Source organism: Erythrobacter sp. SN6-5, assembly GCF_057364945.1.
In genome coordinates this window covers 2,258,188-2,278,578 of the sequence record NZ_CP200282.1, presented here as the reverse complement: position 1 = coordinate 2,278,578, position 20,391 = coordinate 2,258,188, and the positions used below count along the sequence as shown (strand labels likewise).

Sequence of the window (20,391 nt, the reverse complement as noted above, 5' to 3'; positions counted from 1 at the left end):
ACCCGTAATAAAGAACAAAGTAAACTCACTCGGGAACCCTGTCGCGCCCACGCGTTGGTTCAATGAAATTGGAGGCCACATCATGACCCAAGTTACTCGTCGCTCCCTGCTCGCAGGCGCCGCCGCAACTACCGCACTCACCGCGACGGCAAGCCTCGCTCAAGAAGACGCCCTCACCGCAAAGTCTGATATGTCTGGCAAAAGCATGCTGATCACAGGTTGCTCGACCGGATTTGGCCGGTTGATGGCGGAGGATTTCGCTCGCCAAGGTGCGAAAGTGTTCGCGACTATGCGCAATCTGCCCCGGACCGAAGCGGATGAGCTGCGCCAACTCGCCAAATCCGAAGAACTCGACCTACACGTGATAGAAATTGACGTGACGGACGATGCCCAAGTCGCAACCGGCGTCGCCGAAGCAGAACGCATCGCTGGCGGCGCGCTCGATGTGCTAGTCAACAATGCCGGAATGTCATTCGGCGGCCCAATCGAAATTCAGGACATGGAAGCAACCCAGCTGATTTTCGACACCAATGTCTTCGGTCCGCACCGCATGGCGCGCGCAGTACTGCCCGCGATGCGCGCAAAGAAATCTGGCCTCATAGTCAATATCACATCTCAGCTCGGCCGTGTGATCGCCCCTAGCTTTGGCCAATATTCGCCGACGAAATTCGCGCTCGAAGCCATGAGCGAAGCGCTCGCTTACGAGCTGGTTCCGCACGGTATTGAGGTTAGCGTGATCCAACCGGGCGGCTATCCAACAATGATCTGGTCCAATTCCAACAAGAACAGCGTCGCACTTCTCGAACGCGCCGATGAGAAGCATACCTCTGGCTATCCCGCTCTTATCGAACCGCTGGGCAAGCGAACCGGCGGCGGTACGACCGACCCGATGGATGTGCCGAACGCCATTGCAGAGATTATCGCCATGCCCGCTGGCACGCGCCCGCTTCGCAAAGAAGTGCATCCGGGTGCCAAGCCACAAATCGCGATCAACAACGTCGCGGCAGAGGTTCAGGTCGGCTGGCTTGGCGCATCACCCTTTGGCCCATGGATCAAGGCGGTTCACAACGTCTGACCGCCGCGCTCGCTGGGCTGGCAATAGACACGCCCGCCCGCTAAGGGAGCGCAAATTCCTTGACCTAAGCGAGAATTACAATGGGTTTCCAATGTGGGATCGTGGGCCTGCCGAATGTCGGCAAGTCGACCCTCTTCAACGCTCTTACTGAGACGCAAGCTGCGCAGGCGGCCAACTATCCGTTTTGCACTATTGAGCCCAATGTAGGCCAAGTTGCTGTGCCGGATGATCGCTTGGATAAGATCGCGGCCATCGCGAAGAGCGCCAAAGTGATTCCGACCCAGCTCGCCTTTGTAGACATTGCGGGCCTGGTGAAAGGCGCGAGCCAAGGCGAAGGTCTGGGCAATCAATTCCTCGGCAATATCCGCGAGGTTGATGCAATTGTGCATGTGCTGCGCTGTTTTGAAGATGACGATATTCAACACGTTGCCAATAAGGTTGATCCGATTGCGGACGCCGAAGTGGTCGAGACCGAGCTGATGCTGGCCGATCTTGAGAGCCTGGAAAAGAGAGTTGAGAACGCGAAACGCCGCGCGACCAGCGGTGACAAGGATGCTAAGGCGCTCGCCAGCGTTCTGGGCCAAGCGCTCGATTTGCTAAAAGATGGCAAGCCAGCGCGCCTGACTGAACCGAAGGATGACGAGGAAGCCGCATTGTTTGAGCAAGCACAATTGCTCACTGCAAAGCCTGTTCTGTACGTCTGCAATGTCGCGGAAGACGAAGCGTCCAGCGGTAATGATCTGTCCGCAGCAGTCTTTGCTAAGGCCGAGGCTGAAGGCGCGCAAGCGGTGGTCGTCTCCGCCGCAATCGAAGCGGAACTCGTCGCCATGCCGATGGAAGATCGCAGCGAATATCTCACCGAGCTGGGTCTGGAAGAAAGCGGCCTCGCCCGGGTTATCCGCGCTGGCTACACGCTGCTGGGCCTGCAAACCTTCTTCACCGCAGGGCCGAAAGAGTCGCGCGCCTGGACCTTCCCATCGGGTGCGAAAGCCCCGCAGGCCGCAGGCGAAATCCATACGGATTTTGAAAAGGGCTTCATCCGCGCTGAGACGATTGCCTACTCAGACTATATCGAGCTGAACGGTGAAGCGGGCGCAAAAGAAGCGGGAAAAATGCGTCAAGAAGGCAAGGATTACGACGTGCAGGACGGCGATATCATGCTGTTTAAGTTTAATGTTTAGCCATCTGAAAACTAACTCTATCTAGCTTTCACACTCTCTTTCTTGCTGAGAAACTGCACTTTCCAAGCGATTTATCTCAGTCCACACGTCGTCATTCAACTTCGTTAAAGAGCGACCACTGCCCTCCTTGCCGACAGAAAAGCTCGTTAGTGGCTTCGCAAACAACTGCTCGAACGATTTCGAGACATCGACAATCCCTTTTTTGTTCTCACAATGAAACGCTCTACCTCCGCCGAGACAATGACAATCGCTGGAAGTCCATGACCGAACTCCATAATATTCACTGGTCATGAAAACATTGTCGGAAATTCCTCCTTTGATAGACGAACCCGGCTGCAAGCTAGCAAGGATAACTGCTGCGATTTCTGTCTCTCCGCGGATGTCCCATTGTACAGGGTCATACGAGTCCAGCCACAGAATTGCTGGCTTATCACTCTTTGGCACCTCGATCAGCGATCCGCCGCCTTCAGTCTCACTGTAAGTAGAAACATAATGGAGAGTAGCTTCGGAAAAGCCTGCTTTTTGCAGACTAACTGCGATATCGAGACGCGTGCTTAAGGGTATCCCATCAGATAGAGTCACTTCGAAGTCAGTTGTGTGCCACTCGTTTATGTAGTCGACTTCAATCAGATGATCTCCGGCATCAAAGTCATGAAGGAAAGAATGGGTGTCTCCACCTTCATAAACTAGCTTCCCGTTTATGAAGAGACGTGCCTTGGACCATCCTTGCCGTAGAGTTATCCTCTTGGTCACTGCCTGTTGCAAATGGAGCATTCCCACCCAGTATGCGGCGAAGTTCTCGGACTTTATGTTGTGAAGCTCACTCCACGAGTAATTTACCGCGATAGAGTCGACATGCCTTTCAATGGTCCGAGACGGCTTTTTGGTACGGTCAAAATAGAAGACTCGAAAGCCGTCCTCAAACACGGCACCCGATGGATTGATCTTGCCGCTCCAACTGCTACCTGGTGTATGCGGTGGGAAGACCGTTGCAGGAAGGGTTGTATGAGTTTGATCCCACTCATCCGCCTCTTCGTGAAGGGCGATGTCTCGCTGAACACCGTTTGGTTCGCCACCCAATAACTCCAGTGATCCTGCCACCCCGATTGCTAAAGCAGTAACAAGAAGCAGAAAGCGGTACATGGCCTCACTCGAATCGTCGAATGCACGCAATAGTCTTGGATTGCCTTCGCTTTAATTAACGCATCCGTTCAGAAGACGACAAAACAGTCTGAATAATATTGCCCCCTCAATGCCGACCGAACAGTTTCTCGACATCTTCCATATCGAGCTTTACCCAAGTCGGACGGCCATGATTGCATTGACCCGATCTGGGCGTTGCCTCCATTTCGCGCAACAGTGCGTTCATCTCCGGCACGGATAGCACTCGCCCAGCCCGCACCGATCCGTGGCATGCCATTGTCGCCAGCACATATTCGAGCCGTTCAGACAGCAGCAGCGCGCCTGCGTCCTTATCAACCCCGTGTTTCGCAATGTCATCGGCCAGATCGCGCAGCAGCTTATCCGAGTTCGCGCCGCCCAGCGCATGTGGGATTGAGCGGACCAGCATGGCCGACGGACCAAACCGCTCAATCGCTAGGCCAAAGCGCGCGAACCCTTCCGCCGCAGCCTCCAGCCGGTCGCAATCCACTTCGTCCAGCTCGACAACGTCCGGCACCAGCAAAGCCTGCGCGCGGGCGGTCGCCTCCCCTGCCCCGGCAGCCCTCAGGCGTTCCAGCACCAGCCGCTCATGCGCGGCATGTTGATCGACCAGTACCAACCCATCTTTGCTCTCTGCAACAATGTAGGTGTTGGCCACCTGTCCCCGCGCAATGCCAAGCGGATATTCGCGCTCTTCCTCGGCAATCGGAGCCGCCTCATGCGCGCGGCCGGTCGGTAGCGCTTCGGTTCCGCCCTCCAGCACTTGTGCCTGCCAATCGGGCAATCGCGGCTCTGAGACGCGATGCTGCGACCCGGGGTTGGAAGATGTCCAATCCCGGCCCTCAAAAATTGATCGCAGCGCAGGCCTAGGCTCTGGCGCGATCGGTTCCGCTTGCCAGCGCTCCATTGCCGCGCGGTCTGGCCCTTGCGCGCTGCGCCGGTCACCTGTTGCCAAGGCCTGACGCAGGCCGGAAACTATAAACCCGCGTACCGCTGCCGCATCGCGGAAGCGAACCTCGGTCTTTGCGGGGTGGACGTTCACATCCACTTCCTCTGACGGCAAATCAAGGAACAGCGCGAGGACAGCGTGGCGATCACGCGCCAGCATGTCGGAATAGGCACCGCGAACCGCACCCACCAGCAGGCGATCCTTTACCGGGCGGCCATTCACGAAGAGATATTGATGATCAGCGACACCGCGATTGTAGGTCGGCAATCCGGCGAGCCCAGCCAGGCGCATCGTGCCGCCTGGCGTCTCGCGGGTGAGATCAATCGCAACCGCATTGTCCTTCAGCTCACGCGCGACAATCTGAGCCACCCGGTCAGCCAGCGGCTCATCCGTCTGGGTTGCTAGCACACGGCGGTCTTTGCCATTGGCGCTTTGCTCAAGCGTAAAGGCAATGTCAGGCCGCGCCATGGCAAGGCGGCGCACCACATCGAGGCAGGCAATATACTCGCTGCGCGCGGTGCGCAGAAACTTGCGCCGCGCCGGAACCTTGGCAAACAATTGCTCGACGCGAACCCGCGTGCCAGGCGGCAAGGCAGCAGGCGCATCTTCGACCAGTTCACCATGATCGACCACCCGACGCCAGCCCTGTCCTGAGCTTGTCGAAGGGCGATCCGCATCATGCGGGCGGCTTTCCAAAGTCAGTTTTGCTACACTGGCAATTGAAGGCAGCGCCTCCCCACGAAAACCCAAAGTCGCGACTTGTTCAATCGCATCATCCGGCAGCTTGGATGTGGCATGGCGTTCAAGTGCCAATTCCATACCCTCGGGGTCCATGCCGCAGCCATCATCGGTGACCTCAAACCGGGTCAGCCCGCCATCAGTTAACTTGATAGCGATTCGCGACGAACCGGCATCAATTGCGTTCTCAACCAGCTCTTTCAGCGCAGCCGCAGGCCGTTCCACCACCTCACCAGCAGCGATGCGGTTGACAAGATCGCTCGGCAGGCGACGGATACGAGGCTTATTTTGGGGCATTTGTCGCATCTTAGCGGCCACACGCCGCAATTTCGAGAGCTCCGGGGAAAATGTGCCCCGCTGTCGACAAATATTTTGGCGTTTTTGCGGCGGATTCGCTAGGCGGATGAGGTGTTGTCATTATTGGGTGCAAATCGTCGCAGGGGGTCTGCGGGATTTGCGCTCAAATCCACGGAAAAACGATAAAAATGAGCTTTCTTTCCAACCTGTTCAAATTCGGCTCCCAAAACATGGCGATTGACTTGGGCACCGCGAACACACTGGTCTATGTTCAGGATCAGGGAATCGTCCTGAACGAACCATCTGTGGTTGCCATTGAGACGATCAACGGGATCAAGCGCGTCAAGGCCGTGGGTGATGATGCGAAAATGATGATGGGCAAGACGCCTGACAGCATTGAGGCGATCCGCCCTCTGCGCGACGGCGTGATTGCCGACATCGAGATCGCTGAGGAAATGATCAAGCACTTCATTCGCAAGGTGCATGGAAAGCGTAACCTGTTCCGCTATCCCGAGATTGTGATCTGTGTGCCTTCTGGCTCTACATCGGTGGAGCGCCGCGCAATCCGCGATGCGGCATCCAACGCGGGCGCATCTGAGGTGCACCTGATACTGGAACCGATGGCCGCGGCGATCGGTGCAGACATGCCGGTGACAGAACCTGTCGGCTCCATGGTGGTCGATATTGGCGGCGGCACGACGGAAGTCGCAGTGCTGTCTCTGCGCGGCCTGGCGTACACCACCTCGGTTCGCACCGGCGGTGATAAGATGGACGAAGCCATTGTCTCTTACGTTCGTCGGCACCACAACCTATTGATAGGTGATGCGACGGCAGAGCGGATCAAGAAGGATTACGGCATCGCCGTCACTCCGGAAGACGGCATTGGCGAGAGCATCATTATCAAGGGCCGCGACCTGGTGAACGGCGTGCCGAAAGAAATCACAATCAATCAGGCGCATGTCGCAGAGGCATTGTCAGAACCGATCGGCGCGATCGTCGAAGGTGTGCGGATTGCACTCGAAAACACCGCGCCAGAACTCGCCGCAGACATCGTCGACCAAGGCATCGTGCTCACCGGTGGCGGCGCTCTAATCCGCCGCTTGGACGAGCATCTTCGCGAAGAAACAGGCCTGCCTGTCTCGATCGCTGAAGATCCGTTGACTTGCGTCGCCGTTGGCACAGGCCGGGCGATGGAAGATCCGATCTATCGCGGCGTGCTGATGACCGCCTAATAAGGCAGAAGGGGAGAAACAGGCATGGCGCCGAATTCATCCCGGCGCTCGGGCCATTCGCGCAGGGCACAATATTCGGTCTTTACCGGCTATCTCCTCGCGGGGATCGGCGCGCTGATTGGCGCAGGCCTGCTCGTCATCTCCTATTGGCAACCCGGCGCATTTGCCGACCTGCGCGGAGCAGCGACTGATGTTGCCGCTCCCGCTGGCGAAGGCGCATCCTTCGTGCGCAGCGGCAGCGACAGTTTCTGGGACAAGATCACCGCATATTACCAAGCGGGGCAACAAAACACGGCCTTGCGCGAAGAGGTCGAGATCGCCCGCATCCGCTTGGCCGAGGCCGAAGCGGTCGAGCAAGAGAACATCCGCCTTAAGGGATTGCTCGGCCTGTCAGTCACAGAAACCGAACCCGTTGCCGTTGCCAGGTTGGTCGGATCGAGCTCCACAAGCAGTCGCCGCTTCGCCTATCTTGGCGCGGGCCGCAACGATGGTGTCGAGATCGGCATGTCCGTGCGCAGCGCCAGAGGCGTCGTAGGGCGCGTGCTTGAGGTCTCACGCAGCAGTTCACGCATTCTGCTGCTAACCGACAGCGAGAGCGTATTGCCGGTCCGGCGTGCGACCGATGAAACCGTCGCCTTTGCCGAAGGGCGCGGTGACGGATTGCTTAGGATCCGCCTGATTAATCTGGGCATCAATCCATTAGAGGTTGGCGATATCTTCCTCACCAGCGGCGCAGGCGGATATTACCGGCCTGGCGTTGCGGTGGCGATCCTGAGCGAGAAAACCAATGACGGCGGCATTGCCCGGTTGATTGCGGATCCATCCGCCACTGATTTCGTATCGGTTGAGCCGCTATGGCAGCCTGAAGCGGTGGAGAGCGCAGACACCCCAATAGAGCTGGAGCTCGAGGAATAATGGAGCGTTACAGCCCGGCGGCAAGATCAGACAGATATGGTAGCCGGATCAACCGTACGCAGTCACCGCTGCGCGCCAGCATTGTGCCATACGCCTCGATCCTGATCGGCTCGCTGGTGCCATTCGTCCTGCTCGCTGACGTGATGCCTCTGGCCCCACCACTCGGCTTCCTCGTGCTGATTGCTTGGCGGATCATGCGACCGGGATTGCTACCGTTATGGGTTGGCGTGCCACTGGGCGCGCTCGATGATCTGTTCAGCGGTCAGCCATTTGGTAGCGCGGTATTGCTGTGGTCGCTGACCATGATCGCGCTGGAAATGATTGAAACCCGCTTCCCATGGCGAGGGTTTTGGCAGGACTGGTTCAGCGCGGGTTTAGCGATCATTCTGTACATATTTGCGGCAATGGCAGTGTCCGGCGCTACCCCAACGATACACCAACTTATTGCCGCGGTGCCGCAAGTCTTGCTGTCTGTCCTGCTCTATCCGATAATATCTCGCATGATTGCTTGGCTCGATAGATACCGGCTCTCGCGTTCGCGGAGGATTGGCTGATGGCGAAGCACCGCCGCAACCAACCGATTGTCAGCGCCTCCACCCTTAAGAACACGTTCGACCGGCGCAGCATGGCGGTGGGTTCAATCCAGGGCGGGATCGGCGTTCTGCTGGCTGCGCGTATGGGCTATCTCGCGATTGCTGAGAATGAGAAATACCGGCTCGAGTCGGAAAGCAACCGCGTAAACCTCACTCTGATCCCGCCGCGCCGCGGATGGATCCTCGATAGAAATGGAGCCCCGCTAGCGTCCAATCGCGCAGACTTCCGGGTCGATTTGATCCCAGATCGCTTGGTTAATGCCGATACAACGATTGATGAGATTGGCGCGCTGCTCTCGCTGTCCCCAGCGCGCATTGCCGACGTTAAACAGAAAGTCGCAGCGGTCAGCGGGTTTCAACCGGTGGAAGTCGCCAGCGGCCTGGACTACGAGCAATTCGCCGCGCTCAGCGTCCGCCTGCCAGATATGCAGGGCGTGATGCCTCAGCGCGGCTTCTCTCGGTTCTATCCAACCGGGCCGAGCGTGGGTCATTTGATCGGCTATGTTGGCCCCGCCAATGCCGAGGAATATGACGAGGAGGAGCGCAACCCGCTGCTGATCACGCCCGGCTATAAGATCGGCAAGGACGGGTTGGAAAAACAGTTCGAGCAGGAATTGCGCGGAGAACCAGGCGCTCGCCGCGTCGAAGTGACCGCCTCTGGTCGGATTATCCGCGACCTCGACACACGCGAAGACATTCAGGGCGCGCCGGTGCGCCTCACCATTGATGGCCCGCTACAGGATTATGCCGCGCGCCGGATTGGCCTGGAATCTGGCTCCGTCGTGGTGATGGATTGCGCAACCGGCGATCTGCTCTGCATGGCCAGCATGCCCAGCTTCGATCCCAACAGCTTCTCTGACGGCATTGGCAGCGTCGAATATGCAATGCTGCGCGAGGATGCACGCATTCCGCTACGCAACAAGGTTTTGAAAGGGCTCTACCCGCCCGGCTCCACGGTAAAGCCGATGCACTGCATGGCTTTTTTAAAGGCTGGCATTGCTCCGGATGAGGCGATCACCTGCGCAGGCGGACGGCGGATCGGAAATCGCTTCTTCAATTGCTGGAGCAATCATGGCCGGGTCGACATGGCCAAGGCGATCTATCAGAGCTGCGATAGCTATTTCTATCATTTCGCGCAGCTGATCGGCTTCGACAAAGTGGCCGAGATGGCGAAGCTCACTGGCATGGGCGAGGAGTTCCCCCTGCCCGTCACCAGTCAGTTTTACGGTACTGTCCCGAATGCGGATTGGAAGCGGAACAAGTTTGACCGCGATTGGGAGCCATTCGACACGGTCAACGCCTCCATCGGTCAGGGCTATTATCTCGCCAGTCCGCTGCAACTCGCGGTCAGTTCAGCTCGGCTCGCAACTGGTCGCCATGTGATGCCGCGCCTCACAATGGATGCAACACCCAAAGGTTTCGACCAGGTTGATTTCCCCGACGATCACGTCCGCTATGTGCGCCAGGCGATGAGCGATGTTGTGAACGGCCCTGGTACCGCTGGGCGCGGGCGTTTGCCGTTCGAAGATATCAAAATGGCAGGCAAAACGGGCACCGCCCAGGTCGTCTCGCTGAGCGTGTCTGATGGTCGGTCTGGCCCGTGGAAGTACCGTGACCACGGTCTGTTCACCTTCTTCGCGCCGTTCGACAACCCACGCTATGCGGGAGCAGTAGTGATCGAGCATGGCGGCGGTTCAGGCGCAGCTTACCCCATAGCGCGCGATGTCATGACCTTCATGTTCGATCCGGCGAAGGGCTTGGAAAAGCTCAACGCGCTGGAAAAACAGTGGGGCGGCACCGCGCAACAGAGGCTCGATAACAAATACGCCCGCTATGCCGCAGAACGCGGTGAAGCCGTGGTTGCGGCACCGCGCCGCGATGAAGATATTTTTGATCAGGTTGAGGCAGAGGCCCGAGTCGCTGCGCAACAATCCGAAGAAATTGCAGAGGATTTCGTCGCCCCGCGTGAGGAAGCCACTCCGGTTGGCGCGCCTACTCCCCTGCCCAACCAAACCATTGGTCCAGCTGCGCCCACTGCTTTGCCAACAACACCGGCGGGCACACCATGAGCCGCGCCGGGAGCATCGTGCCAGAGCCCATTGCACGCCAGCCATGGGCCATGCTGATCCCTCTCTTACTGCTCGTACTATTTGGCGCAGCCGTGCTATATTCCGCTGCCGGCGGCTCGATGCGGCCGTTCGCAAGCTCCCACTTGATCCGCTTTTCCGTCTTCCTCGTGATGGCGTCGATTATCGCCTCTTTGCCGCGCGAATTCGTGAAATTCATGACCTATCCCGCCTATATCGGCGTCCTACTGCTGCTGATTGCAGTTGAGGTGATTGGCCAGGTGGGTGGTGGCAGCCAGCGCTGGATCGATTTCGGTTTCATGGTTCTCCAGCCCTCTGAGCTCATGAAACCCGTAATCGTGATAGTCCTTGCCCGCTTCTATGCCTCATTACCCGTTGGCCTGATCACGGATTGGCGAGCGATCCTGATCCCCGGCGCCCTGATCGCCGTCCCGATGGCATTCGTGCTGCTGCAGCCAGACCTCGGCACCTCGCTTGCCATCGCCTTTGGCGGAGCGGTCGTCATGCTGCTCGTCGGCCTTCCTATGCGGTGGTTCATTGGCGGAGGCATCCTCGCCGCCATCGCAGCGCCGCTTGCCTTCTTCTTCGGCCTACAAGACTATCAGCAACGCCGGGTTATGACGCTGTTCGATCCTGAAAGCGATCCACTGGGCGCAGGCTATCACATCGCCCAATCAAAGATCGCAATCGGCTCTGGAGGCATTGTTGGCAAAGGGTTCAACAATGGCTCGCAAAGCCACCTGCAATACCTTCCGGAGCCGCACACGGACTTTGTCTTCGCAACGATGGCGGAGGAATGGGGCCTCATCGGCGGTATCTTCGTGATCGGTATTTTCGCTATCATCCTGCGCTGGGGAACGCGCGTTGCACTGACTTCTCGAGACCGTTTCTCCAGTCTGGTGGCAGCCGGAATGGTTGCAACAATCTTCTTCTACATCGCTGTGAATTTGATGATGGTGATGGGCATGGCGCCCGTCGTTGGCATCCCCCTGCCCTTCATGAGCCATGGCGGATCTTCCATGATGACGAATATGATCTGTATCGGGGCGCTGATGATGGTCAATCGCTGGAACAGGAATGCGCCGCGCGGCGGACTGGAAAATTGAACCTCAACTAAATTTTGATCAGGCCCAGTTTCAGCGCCTTCACAGTTGCCCCGACCCGATCCGACGTGCCCAGCTTTTCATAAATGCGTTTGGCATATGTCTTAACCGTTTCCGGTGAGAGTTCTAAGATCGTCGCAATCGAAGTGGTTGATTTTCCGAGTGCCACCCATTCCAGAACCTCGCGCTCTCGCCCGGAAAGTTCGGGTGCTTCGCGCGTCGCATCGAGCAGCACGCAGACTCGTTGATGCGCCGCTTGCGCTGCTCCGCGCACTATGCCCAATGCAACATTGTCAATCTCATCAACCGATTTTCCAAAGTCGAACGAGGCATAGGAATTGCGACCACGCGGGCCATACAATGGCAGCCCGAAGCCATGAATAAGGCCATGTTCGCGCATAGCTGCAAAATACGTCTCATTCTCCGGCGTGTTGGGTCCCATCGCTATTGCATCGGCCCATGTCAGCATTGCCCCATGCTTCATTGTTCGTGCAGGGATTGGGTCTGACCGCCGAAAATCCTCTTTGTCATAAAGCTCCAACCATGCCTCGCTATAACCGTTGGCATAGACATCTGTGCGGACTGAATTGGGTGCAGCAAAGATCGGCGAAAAATGATAGCTGGTGCGGATGGCACCTTGACCTTCGCACACTGCACGGATGTAGTTATCGACGTCCCCAAAGTCGTCTAAGCTTTCAATTTGACCGAAATATTTCTGCATTGCTTGGTCCGCCATAACACATGTCCCCCAATCAGGCGACTTATGCTTCCTGACAATTAACCCTAGAGAGAGGCTGTAAGCAACCGCGCTTCGGCCCTCGGGTCGCACCATGCCGAACACTCCCTCCGGGCTAGCTTACATCCAAAGCCCTCCTGATTGGCCTGCGTGCGACGCTAGCAAATCAGGGGGCATCGTGGCTTTTAATATAAGGAGTTCGGTATGCGGATACGCATGCGCGATCGCTTCGCCCGCGCGCTCCCGTTTAGGCGTAGCTCAGGCGAAACCGCATCAGATCTTTGCCTTGCTAACGCAGACAATGCGTTAGAGGTTGCTGCTGTCGCCACCTTATTGAGCGGTGTCTACAGCCGCGAGTGCTCCGGCCAATCAACCAACTTGCGTCAGGTTCACCGCGTCGCAGGCCTTACGCAAAGCGCAGCCCTCAATCTTATTGCGCGCCTTCAAGATGATGGGATGGTCACCATCATCTCGGCGCTCCACGATGAGTTTGAATCGCGAATTGAGCTAACCGACAAAGCGAAGCGGAAGCTATCGCAATTAGTCCAGGACCCCAAAACACCTTCCATTCGCGGATAGGCGCGCTATACGCAGCGCCTTCGCCGATTCGACCTTGCTCATTTGAGAGCCTCGAATATCGGTAAATTGGCAGCATCGATAATATCCGAAGCAGCCCGATGGACGCATAGCTCAGTTGGTAGAGCAGCTGACTCTTAATCAGCGGGTCCTAGGTTCGAACCCTAGTGCGTCCACCAAAGCCTCATTACTTGTCATCTTTCCAAGACTTGCCAACAGGCACAATTTGTCCGGACAACTCTTCCCATTGGTAAAATATCGGCGTAGGCTGCCTCCGATATGCGCAAACTGATCGTTCTTATCCTGCCCATCCTCGCGCTTTTTTCTGCCACATCGACGCTTGGACAAAACCGTATTGCACCTGGCATCTGGAGCAACACAGAGGCTGAGTATTTCGCTGAAGAAGAAGGCCGCGCTAAGCCAGAGTGGACCGGGTTGGAAATTGCCAGCAATGGCAAATGGCGCAGGATCGATCCCTATGGTGCAGCGCAGAGCGAATGGGCGAACTCTCCAATTCCCAATCTTTCGCAGCGCGAAGGAGGGGTTGGCAGCTAAATGGCAGCGAACTTCGCCGCGCTATCCCATTTTCATGCTGGGTTGCCGTACGAAAGTATACAAGCAAACCTGACGGAACTGACGATTGGACGTTTGAGCGCAATCTGAACAGCTTCGATCAGGGCGGGCGCGTCTTCGTCTCTGGCAACGGCGTTGCTCCTGACGTGACCATTCGCCTGCGCAATGTGACCTGGGCAAAAGGCAGTCCGAACAAGCCAGTGCGTGTTCTTTACGTCCACACCGATGATCAGGTGAGAGCCGACAGCTATAGCTGGGGGGCAACCACGTCAGAGATTGTCGGGATCAATCTGCGCTGGGTGCAAGCAAGCTGCAGCGAAACTCCAACCAACATTGAAGGGGTATAGAAAGCCATGCAATCAACTCGCGCTACTTTTCGCGAAACCGGCGGCCCGGAAGTGATCGAATGGATCACAGAAGAACTTCCAGCTCCCGGCCCTGGGGAGGTGACGATTGAGCATGGCGCGATAGGCCTTAACTACATCGACACCTATCACCGGCGCGGAATCTATCCAGTCGAGCTGCCAAGCGGATTGGGGTTGGAGGCCGCAGGGCGGATTGTAGCTGTTGGTGGTGACGTCCAGAACTTCGTCGAGGGCGATCGGGTGGCAACCTTCGGCCCTCTTGTTGGAGCGTATGCTACGCATCGCAACATTGGGGCAGAGCACCTGTTCCGCCTACCCGAGAGCATTGACGATCAGACCGCCGCCGCCGCGATCTTAAAAGCGTGCACTACTGAATTTCTGGTTGAGCGCTGCGGCAAGGTACAGTCGGGGTGGCCAGTGCTCGTCCATGCTGCGGCTGGCGCCACCGGCCTCCTGCTGGTGCAATGGCTCAAGCATATTGGCGCCGAAGTCATCGGGACGGTGTCAACCGAAGCCAAGGCCAATGCCGCCCGTGCAGCAGGCGCGCATCACATAATCTATTACAAAGAAGAAGACACCGCCGCTCGCACACGCGAAATCACCGGTGGAGATGGAGTGCGCGTGACCTTTGACGGGATCGGGCGATCAACGTGGGAAACTTCGCTCGACGCGACCGGAAGAATGGGCCTGATCATCAATTACGGAAATGCCGATGCTCCTGTCGGCGAAGTTGATGTCGGCGTGCTGGCGATGAAGGGTTCATTGTTTAACACTCGCCCTATGCTGTTCCATTATTACGAAGATCCGGTTGACCGTGAAGCGGGCTCCACGCGAGTGTGGGATATGTTTGACAAAGGGGCCCTGTCAGTGAAAATCGGACAAACCTATGCGCTCACCGATGCTGCTCAGGCGCATCGGGATCTGCAATCAGGCAAAACCACTGGTTCAACGATTCTGTTGCCATGACGCGCATCCATCCCGCCGCGATTGAAGACCTTCCGGAAAGAACGCGCGAGAGCTTGGCCTATGCTCAGGAAATCATGGGATTCACACCTAATGATGTGCTCACCATGGCGCACTGGCCAGAATTATTGACCGCAGTCCAGCAATTGGTTGCCGTGATTTATAAGCCAGGTGAACTTGATCCAGTTCTGAAGCGATTGGTCGCCACAATCACCAGTGGCGCCGCAGGATGCCGCTATTGCCAGGCCCACACGGCTCACGGCGCGGCAAAGATGGCAGGCGGCGATGCCGAGAAGATCGCCTCCGTCTGGGAGTATCAAATCAGCCCACTTTTCAATGAGGCAGAACGGGCTGCACTCGATCTGGCGCTGGCGGCCGGTACACAGCCAAATGCCGCGACAGATGAGCACTTCGATACACTAGAGAAACACTTCTCGAGACAGCAAATTTTGGAAATTATGGGTGTGATCAGCTTGTTCGGTTTTCTAAACCGCTGGAACGACACACTAGCGACAGAGCTTGAGGAAAAGCCACTCAGCTTCGCGAGCCAGGCCTATACCGAAGAAGTTTGGGATCCTGGTCGCCACAAACGGGACTAAACGCGCAGCACGTTTTCGCTTATTTCTTCCAAGCCGCTCCGCCGACCCAATCGCCCGCAAAACCAAAGAATTCCTCCATTCGGATCGATTGCCACACGCCTGCTTTAAAGTAAGGATCGGCTTCGAACTTGCGCCGCGCTCCATCTTTGTCGGCGGCCTTTATAATCAACAAAGACCCAACCGTCTCTTCGTCCCGCTTCAGGGGGCCAGCGACGGCGTAGTCATCAATATGCGCCTCGACATGGTCGAGGTGCGCCGTCAAGTTCTGGTCGCGCAGCCGCGCCCCATGCTCTCCATCGCGGCAGTAAAAAGCAAATAGCGGCACTAAAGTTCCTCTTGTGGTGGCACAAAGACGACAAGGTTGATCACTTGCCCGGCGGTACCGTTGTTTCAACGCACCGTATTGCTGATCACTCGATCATACAACAGCGTGACAGGTCAGGTCTGCACCCAATCGTCATACAGCGGATGTAGCGGCGTTCATTCACCGACCTCGATCATTTCGACCAGCTCGCCGCCACGACCCATAGTCGTCGCACTTCGCCGACCTTCGTAAAGAGCGCCTTCGCGCTGCACAGGCGGGTTGATCCAGTCCACATCGCAGCTATCCAGATCACGCGCAGCCAAGCTAACTAGCGCATTTCCCGGAGGCAAATGGCCTTCCATCCTCGGTCTTGCGATTGTTTCTGATGGATAGTCATCAACCTCGACAATCGGCATGCGGTCTTCCAGGACCATCGTAATCGTGGTCAGCGTATCGGCCGGTAAGCCAAATGCATTGTTGATCATCGAATAGGGCAAAGTGTAATCCGCGCCGCGCGCCAGGCCGAGCTTCTGGCTGTACCAGCTCAAACTTGCCTCACGGTCTGGCGTGGCCAGAACGACAATGAATATCCGGTCAACCGATGATTCTGCGCGCGGCAGATCAATGTCCGGCATATCGCTCAAAACCTGGTTGAGATAGACCATTTCCTGACCTGTGCCGAGAACCTGCATCGGGATAAAGGCGGGTTCAATATTCTCTAGTTTTTTGGGCGGACCGACAATCGTGAAACCAGCGTCTTCGACGACCTCAGGCCAATGCCAAACATCTTCGACTGTGCATTCGAACGCGGCCCAGCCATAGCTGCGCGTCGGCTTGAAATCGGGATGATTTTCTTGCTCAACAAGTCGGAACCAGCATGGCGCTCCACTGGTCGGACGCAGCACCGCATAGGGCGCACCCGCATTACCTGCACAGCCCCAGCTAGCGGCCAGATCAATAGGTAATTTGCCCTGCTCGACCAATTCCAAGCCGAGGCAGTCGCGGTACCCCACCAAGGCACGATCAAGGTCTGGTACGGTCGAAAGGCCACCTAAAATGGTACCATGCGCGATGCTCATTTTCCGAACTCCGGTTTTCGCTTTTCAACGAAAGCCTGCGTCCCTTCCGCAAAATCGGGTAAGGTGAAAGCACGCGCGAACATCTCTGCGGTTTTTTCGCTTTCCTCTGCCTGCCCATCCAGCACGAAGCGGATCATGCGCTTACTTTCGCGGATCGAATGCGGACTCGCCGATAGCAGCGCCTCAATTTGCGCACCGGGATCATCAGTAATCTGCTCAATCAGACCGACCCTCAACGCCTCTGCCGCGTCAATCAATGCGCCAGTGTACAGCATCCGGCTCGTCTGCCCTGGCCCAACCAGATCAACCAACAGCTTTACGTCATGCAACGGATAGACAAGACCAAGCTTGGCTGGCGTAATCCCGAAGCGCGCGGCACCGCTCGCTAGCCGCATATCGCATGCCAGCGCGAGGCCGCAGCCACCGCCGACACAATCACCCTCTACCCACGCAAGCGTCGGCATATTGAGCCGGGCCAGCTTGTACTGAACGGTGTTGATCGCTGCCTGATTGGCTGCGCGCCACGCGGCGTCATCCTTGTTCGCGAGCAATTCCTTGATATCCGCGCCGGCGCAAAACGCGCCGCCATCCGCCGAACGCAGCACCAGCACGCGCGCATCCGGATTGCTTTCTGCCTGATCAAGCAGACCAGGCATCGCCTGCCACATCTCCATGTTAAACGCGTTGCGCTTGTCAGCGCGATCAATCAGCAGGTGCGCAGCATTGCCGTCCAATTCGAGGCGCAGGCTCAAGCGGGATTCTCCGCAATGAAGTGATCGGCAATCGCTTTGCGAGTGGTCACCCAGACGCCGTCATGCGCGCGGACATGTTTAAAGAATTCCTCCAATGCCCAAATCCGGCCCGGTCGCCCGATAATCCGCAAATGCAGCCCAAGGCTCATCATCTTTGGATTGCCTTCCTCTCCTTCGCGGTAGACCTGATCAAAGTTCGCCTTGGCATAGTCCAGCCATTGATGCGGTGTTAGCGCCGGGTCCGTCCACATCTTCATATCATTGCTGTCGAGCTGATAAGGCAGGATGCACATCGGCTTACCCGGAATGGTTTCGCGATCCCAGAACGGCACGTCGCCGGAGTAATCGTCCATATGATAGCTGAAGCCCTCCTCGGACAGCAGCTGCAGCGGGTGTTGTCAGTCAGCAGATAGCGCGAGAGCCAGCCATAGGGACGCACGCCGCAGGTCTTCTCAATGCTTGTCACAGCCTTGCGAATGAACTCGCGCTCTTGGTCCTCATCCATCTTAAACTGGTGCACCCAGCGCCAACCATGGCTGACCGGTTCGTGCCCCAATTCCACGATCGCCTCCGCAATCTCTGGGTGGTTTTCCAGACTAAGCGCAGCGACCGTCCAACTCGCCATAATGTCATAGCGTTTGAGCAATTTCACGACGCGCGGCGCGCCCGCTTTAATGCCATAAAGGTAATTGGATTCGTTTGAGTAATTGCGCATCTTCGACTTCACGAAAACGCCCAGTTCATCGACCGGCTCCATCCCGCGATCGCCGCGGGCAATGGTCATCTCGCTGCCCTCTTCAACATTGACAACAACGCTCAGTGCCATCTTCGCGCCGCCCGGCATATCCATACGTTCTTCTATGAGTGGCATCAGTGCATCTCCTCACCGCCAGAGACATTGAGCGCTTCGCCGGTCACATAGAATGCGTCATCGCTCGCTAGCCAAATGCAAGCGGCGGCGGTGTCTGATGGCAGGCCAGGTCTGCCCATCGGGTTTTTCGCGCTCATGTTCTCCAGATAGCCCTCAACATTGTCGAAACCGAGCAGCTTGGAGAAATACTCGTTCTGCTGCGCTCCGAGACCGGTTGTGACATGGTTCGGACACACTGCGTTTACCGTAATGCCGTGGCCGCCCAGTTCGACCGCGCTCGCACGGGTCAGGCCAACCATGCCATGCTTTGACGACACATAGGCTGGCAGATGCGGAAAGCCGGTCTTCGCGGCCTGCGATGCAATGTTGATGATGCGGCCACCTTTGCCCGCCTCCACCATCGCGCGAGCAGCGGCCTGGGTACAATAGAACGCGCCGGAGAGATTGACCGAGAGCACTTGGTCCCACTCTTTCGCCGTATCAACCTCAAGCAGCGGCTTCATCAAGAAACCGATCCCGGCGTTGTTCACGAACACATCGACTTTGCCGAAATACTCGATCGTCTTGGCGACCAGCGCCAGGCATTGATCAGCTTTGGAAACGTCACAGGCGATAGTGGCAACCTTGCCCCCGAAACAGATGAACGCCCACGCAATTCCTCTGCAACTGCTTCGGCTTCGTCATCGATTGTCAGGTCGGAAACGACGCAGTTCGCACCTTCATCGGCGAAGGCCTGAAGGATGCCTTGGCCAAGTCCCTTTTGCTTACCGGAGCCGGTGACGACTATCGTCTTGCCAGAATACTTGCCCATGGATCACAGATCCTCGGTCAGGATGAATTGCGGCGCATCAGCGTAGACTTGAAACGGTGCGGCGGCTTCCTGAAATTTCTCGTCCGAAACGTCCGCGATGAATGCGTCCATATCTGTGATGTCGAGCACTTCGAAATATTGGTACGGCGGGGTCGCTTCTGGATCGCCGAATAAACCGGTCGCCTTGTGCACAGTGAAGCTTTTGACAGAACCCAATGCGCTCGCCGTTGGCACATCTTTGGTCTTTGCCCATTCCTCATATTCGGCAACATCAGTGCCCGGCTTCAGATTGAATGGAACGATAATACGCATGGGTTCTCTCCTAGGAGTTTGGCGCGCGGTATGCGCTGAGTTTGTGATCAACTTGCCGAGCGATTGCAAACAAGCCCGCTTCACATCCCGGCTCTCCAATGATCTGAATACCAACGGGCAATCCATCTTTGGTCCATCCGGCAGGAATGCTGATCGCAGGCAAACCGGCAATGTTCGCAAGGCAAGTGAAGTCTGCTTGCGCGGCGGGTTCGGCCTCGCTGTGGGCAAATGGCGGGTTGGGAACTGTTGGTAGGATCAGGAAGTCGTATTCGGCAATGATCATCCGCACCGCCTCGCGTGCTTCGGCGAGAATGACCTGATCCTCCGCCCAGTCCTCGGCTGATCGGCGCGGGCCATAGGTAAGGAGCTTGGTGAGATTGTCTGAGACGGAAATGCCCGCCAAATCTTTCGCCATTTTCTTTGAAACGCCAATAAAGCCAGCGAAGCGAATACGGCTCTGCTTATGCGGTAGCGAGACGTCTTTTGGCGTGCTGTCTAGCGCTGCGACAGCCGCTTTGAACGCAGTCTGCACATCAGGATGCACATCAACATCATGGTCAATCAGGGTTGCGCCCGTGCCCTCAATCGCGATGTCGCCAAAATCGGTGATGACTCGAGAGGTCTGCTCCAACACATCGAGGTCGCGCGCCAAGGGACCAATCGCGTCAAGCGTTGCATCGGCAGCGATCAAGCCGTCTTGGCTCACTCGGTCGGTCGCTGGCTTAAACCCATAGACGCCGCAATGCGACGCCGGGATACGGACAGAGCCCATTGTGTCCGAACCCAGCGCAATATCGCATAATCCAGCAGCCACGGCGGCTCCGCTGCCACCCGATGAGCCGCCCGGTGAAAAGCCATCACGGTGCGGGTTTTGCGTCGGGCCAAAATGCGGATTATCCGTCTTCGCGCCCAGCGCGCCCTCTTCCATATTGAGGACGCCCGTGATGGCCGCTCCGGCAGCACGCAAACGAGAAACCACTTCAGCATCTGCCTCCGCAAGCCGGTCTTCCCATGCGCCAATACCCGCATGAAACGGCATACCTTTGACCGCAATATTCGTCTTCACGCCGACGGTCACGCCTAGCCAGCGGGCCTTCGCCGCCAGCAGCGTTTTCATCG

Annotated in this window: 23 protein-coding genes and 1 tRNA gene; 12 read left to right on the top strand and 12 right to left on the bottom strand. The window is 57.2% G+C overall.

Going from position 1 to position 20,391, the window contains the following annotated elements; all coding sequences use genetic code 11:
- The first annotated feature begins 82 nt into the window (after nucleotides 1-82).
- Together AC0V6Z_RS11355 and ychF are read left to right on the top strand one after the other, a co-directional pair.
- Entirely contained in the window at nucleotides 83-1,075 is a 993-nt protein-coding gene (locus tag AC0V6Z_RS11355; protein ID WP_472638598.1) for an SDR family oxidoreductase, read from the top strand.
- A gap of 80 nt (nucleotides 1,076-1,155) precedes the next feature.
- Nucleotides 1,156-2,256 (top strand): redox-regulated ATPase YchF, encoded by a 1,101-nt coding sequence (gene ychF / locus AC0V6Z_RS11350; protein ID WP_472638597.1) that lies wholly within the window; start codon nucleotides 1,156-1,158, stop codon nucleotides 2,254-2,256.
- Nucleotides 2,257-2,277: 21 nt separating this feature from the next.
- On the opposite strand, the gene AC0V6Z_RS11345 is transcribed toward ychF, so the two are convergent.
- Both AC0V6Z_RS11345 and mutL read right to left on the bottom strand, forming a co-directional pair.
- Nucleotides 2,278-3,429: a PA14 domain-containing protein gene (locus tag AC0V6Z_RS11345; RefSeq protein WP_472638596.1), complete on the bottom strand. Its 1,152-nt coding sequence runs from the start codon at nucleotides 3,427-3,429 to the stop codon at nucleotides 2,278-2,280.
- Between the two features lie 76 nt (nucleotides 3,430-3,505).
- Nucleotides 3,506-5,401: a DNA mismatch repair endonuclease MutL gene (mutL, locus tag AC0V6Z_RS11340; protein WP_472638595.1), complete on the bottom strand. Its 1,896-nt coding sequence runs from the start codon at nucleotides 5,399-5,401 to the stop codon at nucleotides 3,506-3,508.
- Between the two features lie 188 nt (nucleotides 5,402-5,589).
- On the opposite strand from mutL, the gene AC0V6Z_RS11335 reads away from it, so the two are divergent.
- The 5 genes from AC0V6Z_RS11335 to rodA are packed head-to-tail and all read left to right on the top strand — an operon-like array spanning nucleotide 5,590 to nucleotide 11,334.
- The gene (locus AC0V6Z_RS11335) at nucleotides 5,590-6,633 is read left to right on the top strand and encodes a rod shape-determining protein (RefSeq protein WP_472638594.1); all 1,044 of its coding nucleotides are present in this window, start codon (nucleotides 5,590-5,592) and stop codon (nucleotides 6,631-6,633) included.
- Between the two features lie 24 nt (nucleotides 6,634-6,657).
- Nucleotides 6,658-7,548, top strand: a complete 891-nt coding sequence (locus tag AC0V6Z_RS11330) for a rod shape-determining protein MreC (RefSeq protein ID WP_472638593.1) — start codon at nucleotides 6,658-6,660, stop codon at nucleotides 7,546-7,548.
- On the top strand, nucleotides 7,548-8,102 hold the full coding sequence (gene mreD / locus AC0V6Z_RS11325; protein WP_472638592.1) for a rod shape-determining protein MreD: 555 nt from the start codon (nucleotides 7,548-7,550) through the stop codon (nucleotides 8,100-8,102). Before AC0V6Z_RS11330 ends, mreD begins: the two co-directional genes overlap by 1 nt.
- Nucleotides 8,102-10,210: a penicillin-binding protein 2 gene (gene mrdA / locus AC0V6Z_RS11320; RefSeq protein ID WP_472638591.1), complete on the top strand. Its 2,109-nt coding sequence runs from the start codon at nucleotides 8,102-8,104 to the stop codon at nucleotides 10,208-10,210. Before mreD ends, mrdA begins: the two co-directional genes overlap by 1 nt.
- Nucleotides 10,207-11,334 (top strand): rod shape-determining protein RodA, encoded by a 1,128-nt coding sequence (gene rodA / locus AC0V6Z_RS11315; protein ID WP_472638590.1) that lies wholly within the window; start codon nucleotides 10,207-10,209, stop codon nucleotides 11,332-11,334. The genes mrdA and rodA overlap by 4 nt, the downstream gene beginning before the upstream one ends.
- A gap of 7 nt (nucleotides 11,335-11,341) precedes the next feature.
- Here rodA and AC0V6Z_RS11310 read toward each other — a convergent pair whose 3' ends face one another.
- Nucleotides 11,342-12,067 (bottom strand): helix-turn-helix transcriptional regulator, encoded by a 726-nt coding sequence (locus tag AC0V6Z_RS11310; protein ID WP_472638589.1) that lies wholly within the window; start codon nucleotides 12,065-12,067, stop codon nucleotides 11,342-11,344.
- 679 nt (nucleotides 12,068-12,746) lie between these two features.
- Here AC0V6Z_RS11310 and AC0V6Z_RS11305 point away from each other — a divergent pair.
- From AC0V6Z_RS11305 to AC0V6Z_RS11285, 5 genes are all read left to right on the top strand, one after another.
- Nucleotides 12,747-12,822: transfer RNA gene (locus AC0V6Z_RS11305), tRNA-Lys, on the top strand.
- Nucleotides 12,823-12,922: 100 nt separating this feature from the next.
- Nucleotides 12,923-13,198, top strand: coding sequence for a hypothetical protein (locus AC0V6Z_RS11300; RefSeq protein ID WP_472638588.1), 276 nt, complete (start codon nucleotides 12,923-12,925; stop codon nucleotides 13,196-13,198).
- A gap of 164 nt (nucleotides 13,199-13,362) precedes the next feature.
- Nucleotides 13,363-13,563 carry a hypothetical protein gene (locus AC0V6Z_RS11295; RefSeq protein WP_472638587.1) on the top strand — a complete coding sequence of 67 codons (201 nt, stop codon included), beginning with the start codon at nucleotides 13,363-13,365 and terminating at the stop codon, nucleotides 13,561-13,563.
- A gap of 6 nt (nucleotides 13,564-13,569) precedes the next feature.
- Nucleotides 13,570-14,547, top strand: a complete 978-nt coding sequence (locus AC0V6Z_RS11290) for a quinone oxidoreductase family protein (protein WP_472638586.1) — start codon at nucleotides 13,570-13,572, stop codon at nucleotides 14,545-14,547.
- Complete coding sequence (locus tag AC0V6Z_RS11285; protein WP_472638585.1) at nucleotides 14,544-15,143, top strand: carboxymuconolactone decarboxylase family protein; 600 nt, start codon at nucleotides 14,544-14,546, stop codon at nucleotides 15,141-15,143. Before AC0V6Z_RS11290 ends, AC0V6Z_RS11285 begins: the two co-directional genes overlap by 4 nt.
- Before the next feature lie 19 nt (nucleotides 15,144-15,162).
- Here AC0V6Z_RS11285 and AC0V6Z_RS11280 read toward each other — a convergent pair whose 3' ends face one another.
- From AC0V6Z_RS11280 to AC0V6Z_RS11240, 9 genes are all read right to left on the bottom strand, one after another.
- Nucleotides 15,163-15,468, bottom strand: a complete 306-nt coding sequence (locus AC0V6Z_RS11280) for a YciI family protein (protein ID WP_472638584.1) — start codon at nucleotides 15,466-15,468, stop codon at nucleotides 15,163-15,165.
- Nucleotides 15,469-15,623: 155 nt separating this feature from the next.
- Nucleotides 15,624-16,526 (bottom strand): VOC family protein, encoded by a 903-nt coding sequence (locus tag AC0V6Z_RS11275; protein WP_472638583.1) that lies wholly within the window; start codon nucleotides 16,524-16,526, stop codon nucleotides 15,624-15,626.
- Complete coding sequence (locus tag AC0V6Z_RS11270; protein WP_472638582.1) at nucleotides 16,523-17,278, bottom strand: enoyl-CoA hydratase/isomerase family protein; 756 nt, start codon at nucleotides 17,276-17,278, stop codon at nucleotides 16,523-16,525. The genes AC0V6Z_RS11275 and AC0V6Z_RS11270 overlap by 4 nt, the downstream gene beginning before the upstream one ends.
- Nucleotides 17,275-17,535, bottom strand: coding sequence for a polysaccharide deacetylase family protein (locus AC0V6Z_RS11265; protein WP_472638581.1), 261 nt, complete (start codon nucleotides 17,533-17,535; stop codon nucleotides 17,275-17,277). The genes AC0V6Z_RS11270 and AC0V6Z_RS11265 overlap by 4 nt, the downstream gene beginning before the upstream one ends.
- Nucleotides 17,532-18,149: a polysaccharide deacetylase family protein gene (locus AC0V6Z_RS11260; protein WP_472638580.1), complete on the bottom strand. Its 618-nt coding sequence runs from the start codon at nucleotides 18,147-18,149 to the stop codon at nucleotides 17,532-17,534. The genes AC0V6Z_RS11265 and AC0V6Z_RS11260 overlap by 4 nt, the downstream gene beginning before the upstream one ends.
- Nucleotides 18,149-18,724, bottom strand: a complete 576-nt coding sequence (locus AC0V6Z_RS11255) for an SDR family NAD(P)-dependent oxidoreductase (RefSeq protein ID WP_472640897.1) — start codon at nucleotides 18,722-18,724, stop codon at nucleotides 18,149-18,151. The genes AC0V6Z_RS11260 and AC0V6Z_RS11255 overlap by 1 nt, the downstream gene beginning before the upstream one ends.
- Nucleotides 18,676-18,960, bottom strand: a complete 285-nt coding sequence (locus AC0V6Z_RS11250) for a hypothetical protein (RefSeq protein WP_472638579.1) — start codon at nucleotides 18,958-18,960, stop codon at nucleotides 18,676-18,678. The genes AC0V6Z_RS11255 and AC0V6Z_RS11250 overlap by 49 nt, the downstream gene beginning before the upstream one ends.
- 3 nt (nucleotides 18,961-18,963) lie before the next feature.
- Nucleotides 18,964-19,272 carry an REDY-like protein HapK gene (locus AC0V6Z_RS11245; protein ID WP_472638578.1) on the bottom strand — a complete coding sequence of 103 codons (309 nt, stop codon included), beginning with the start codon at nucleotides 19,270-19,272 and terminating at the stop codon, nucleotides 18,964-18,966.
- Nucleotides 19,273-19,282: 10 nt separating this feature from the next.
- Nucleotides 19,283-20,389, bottom strand: coding sequence for an amidase (locus AC0V6Z_RS11240; RefSeq protein WP_472638577.1), 1,107 nt, complete (start codon nucleotides 20,387-20,389; stop codon nucleotides 19,283-19,285).
- Nucleotides 20,390-20,391: the final 2 nt, after the last annotated feature.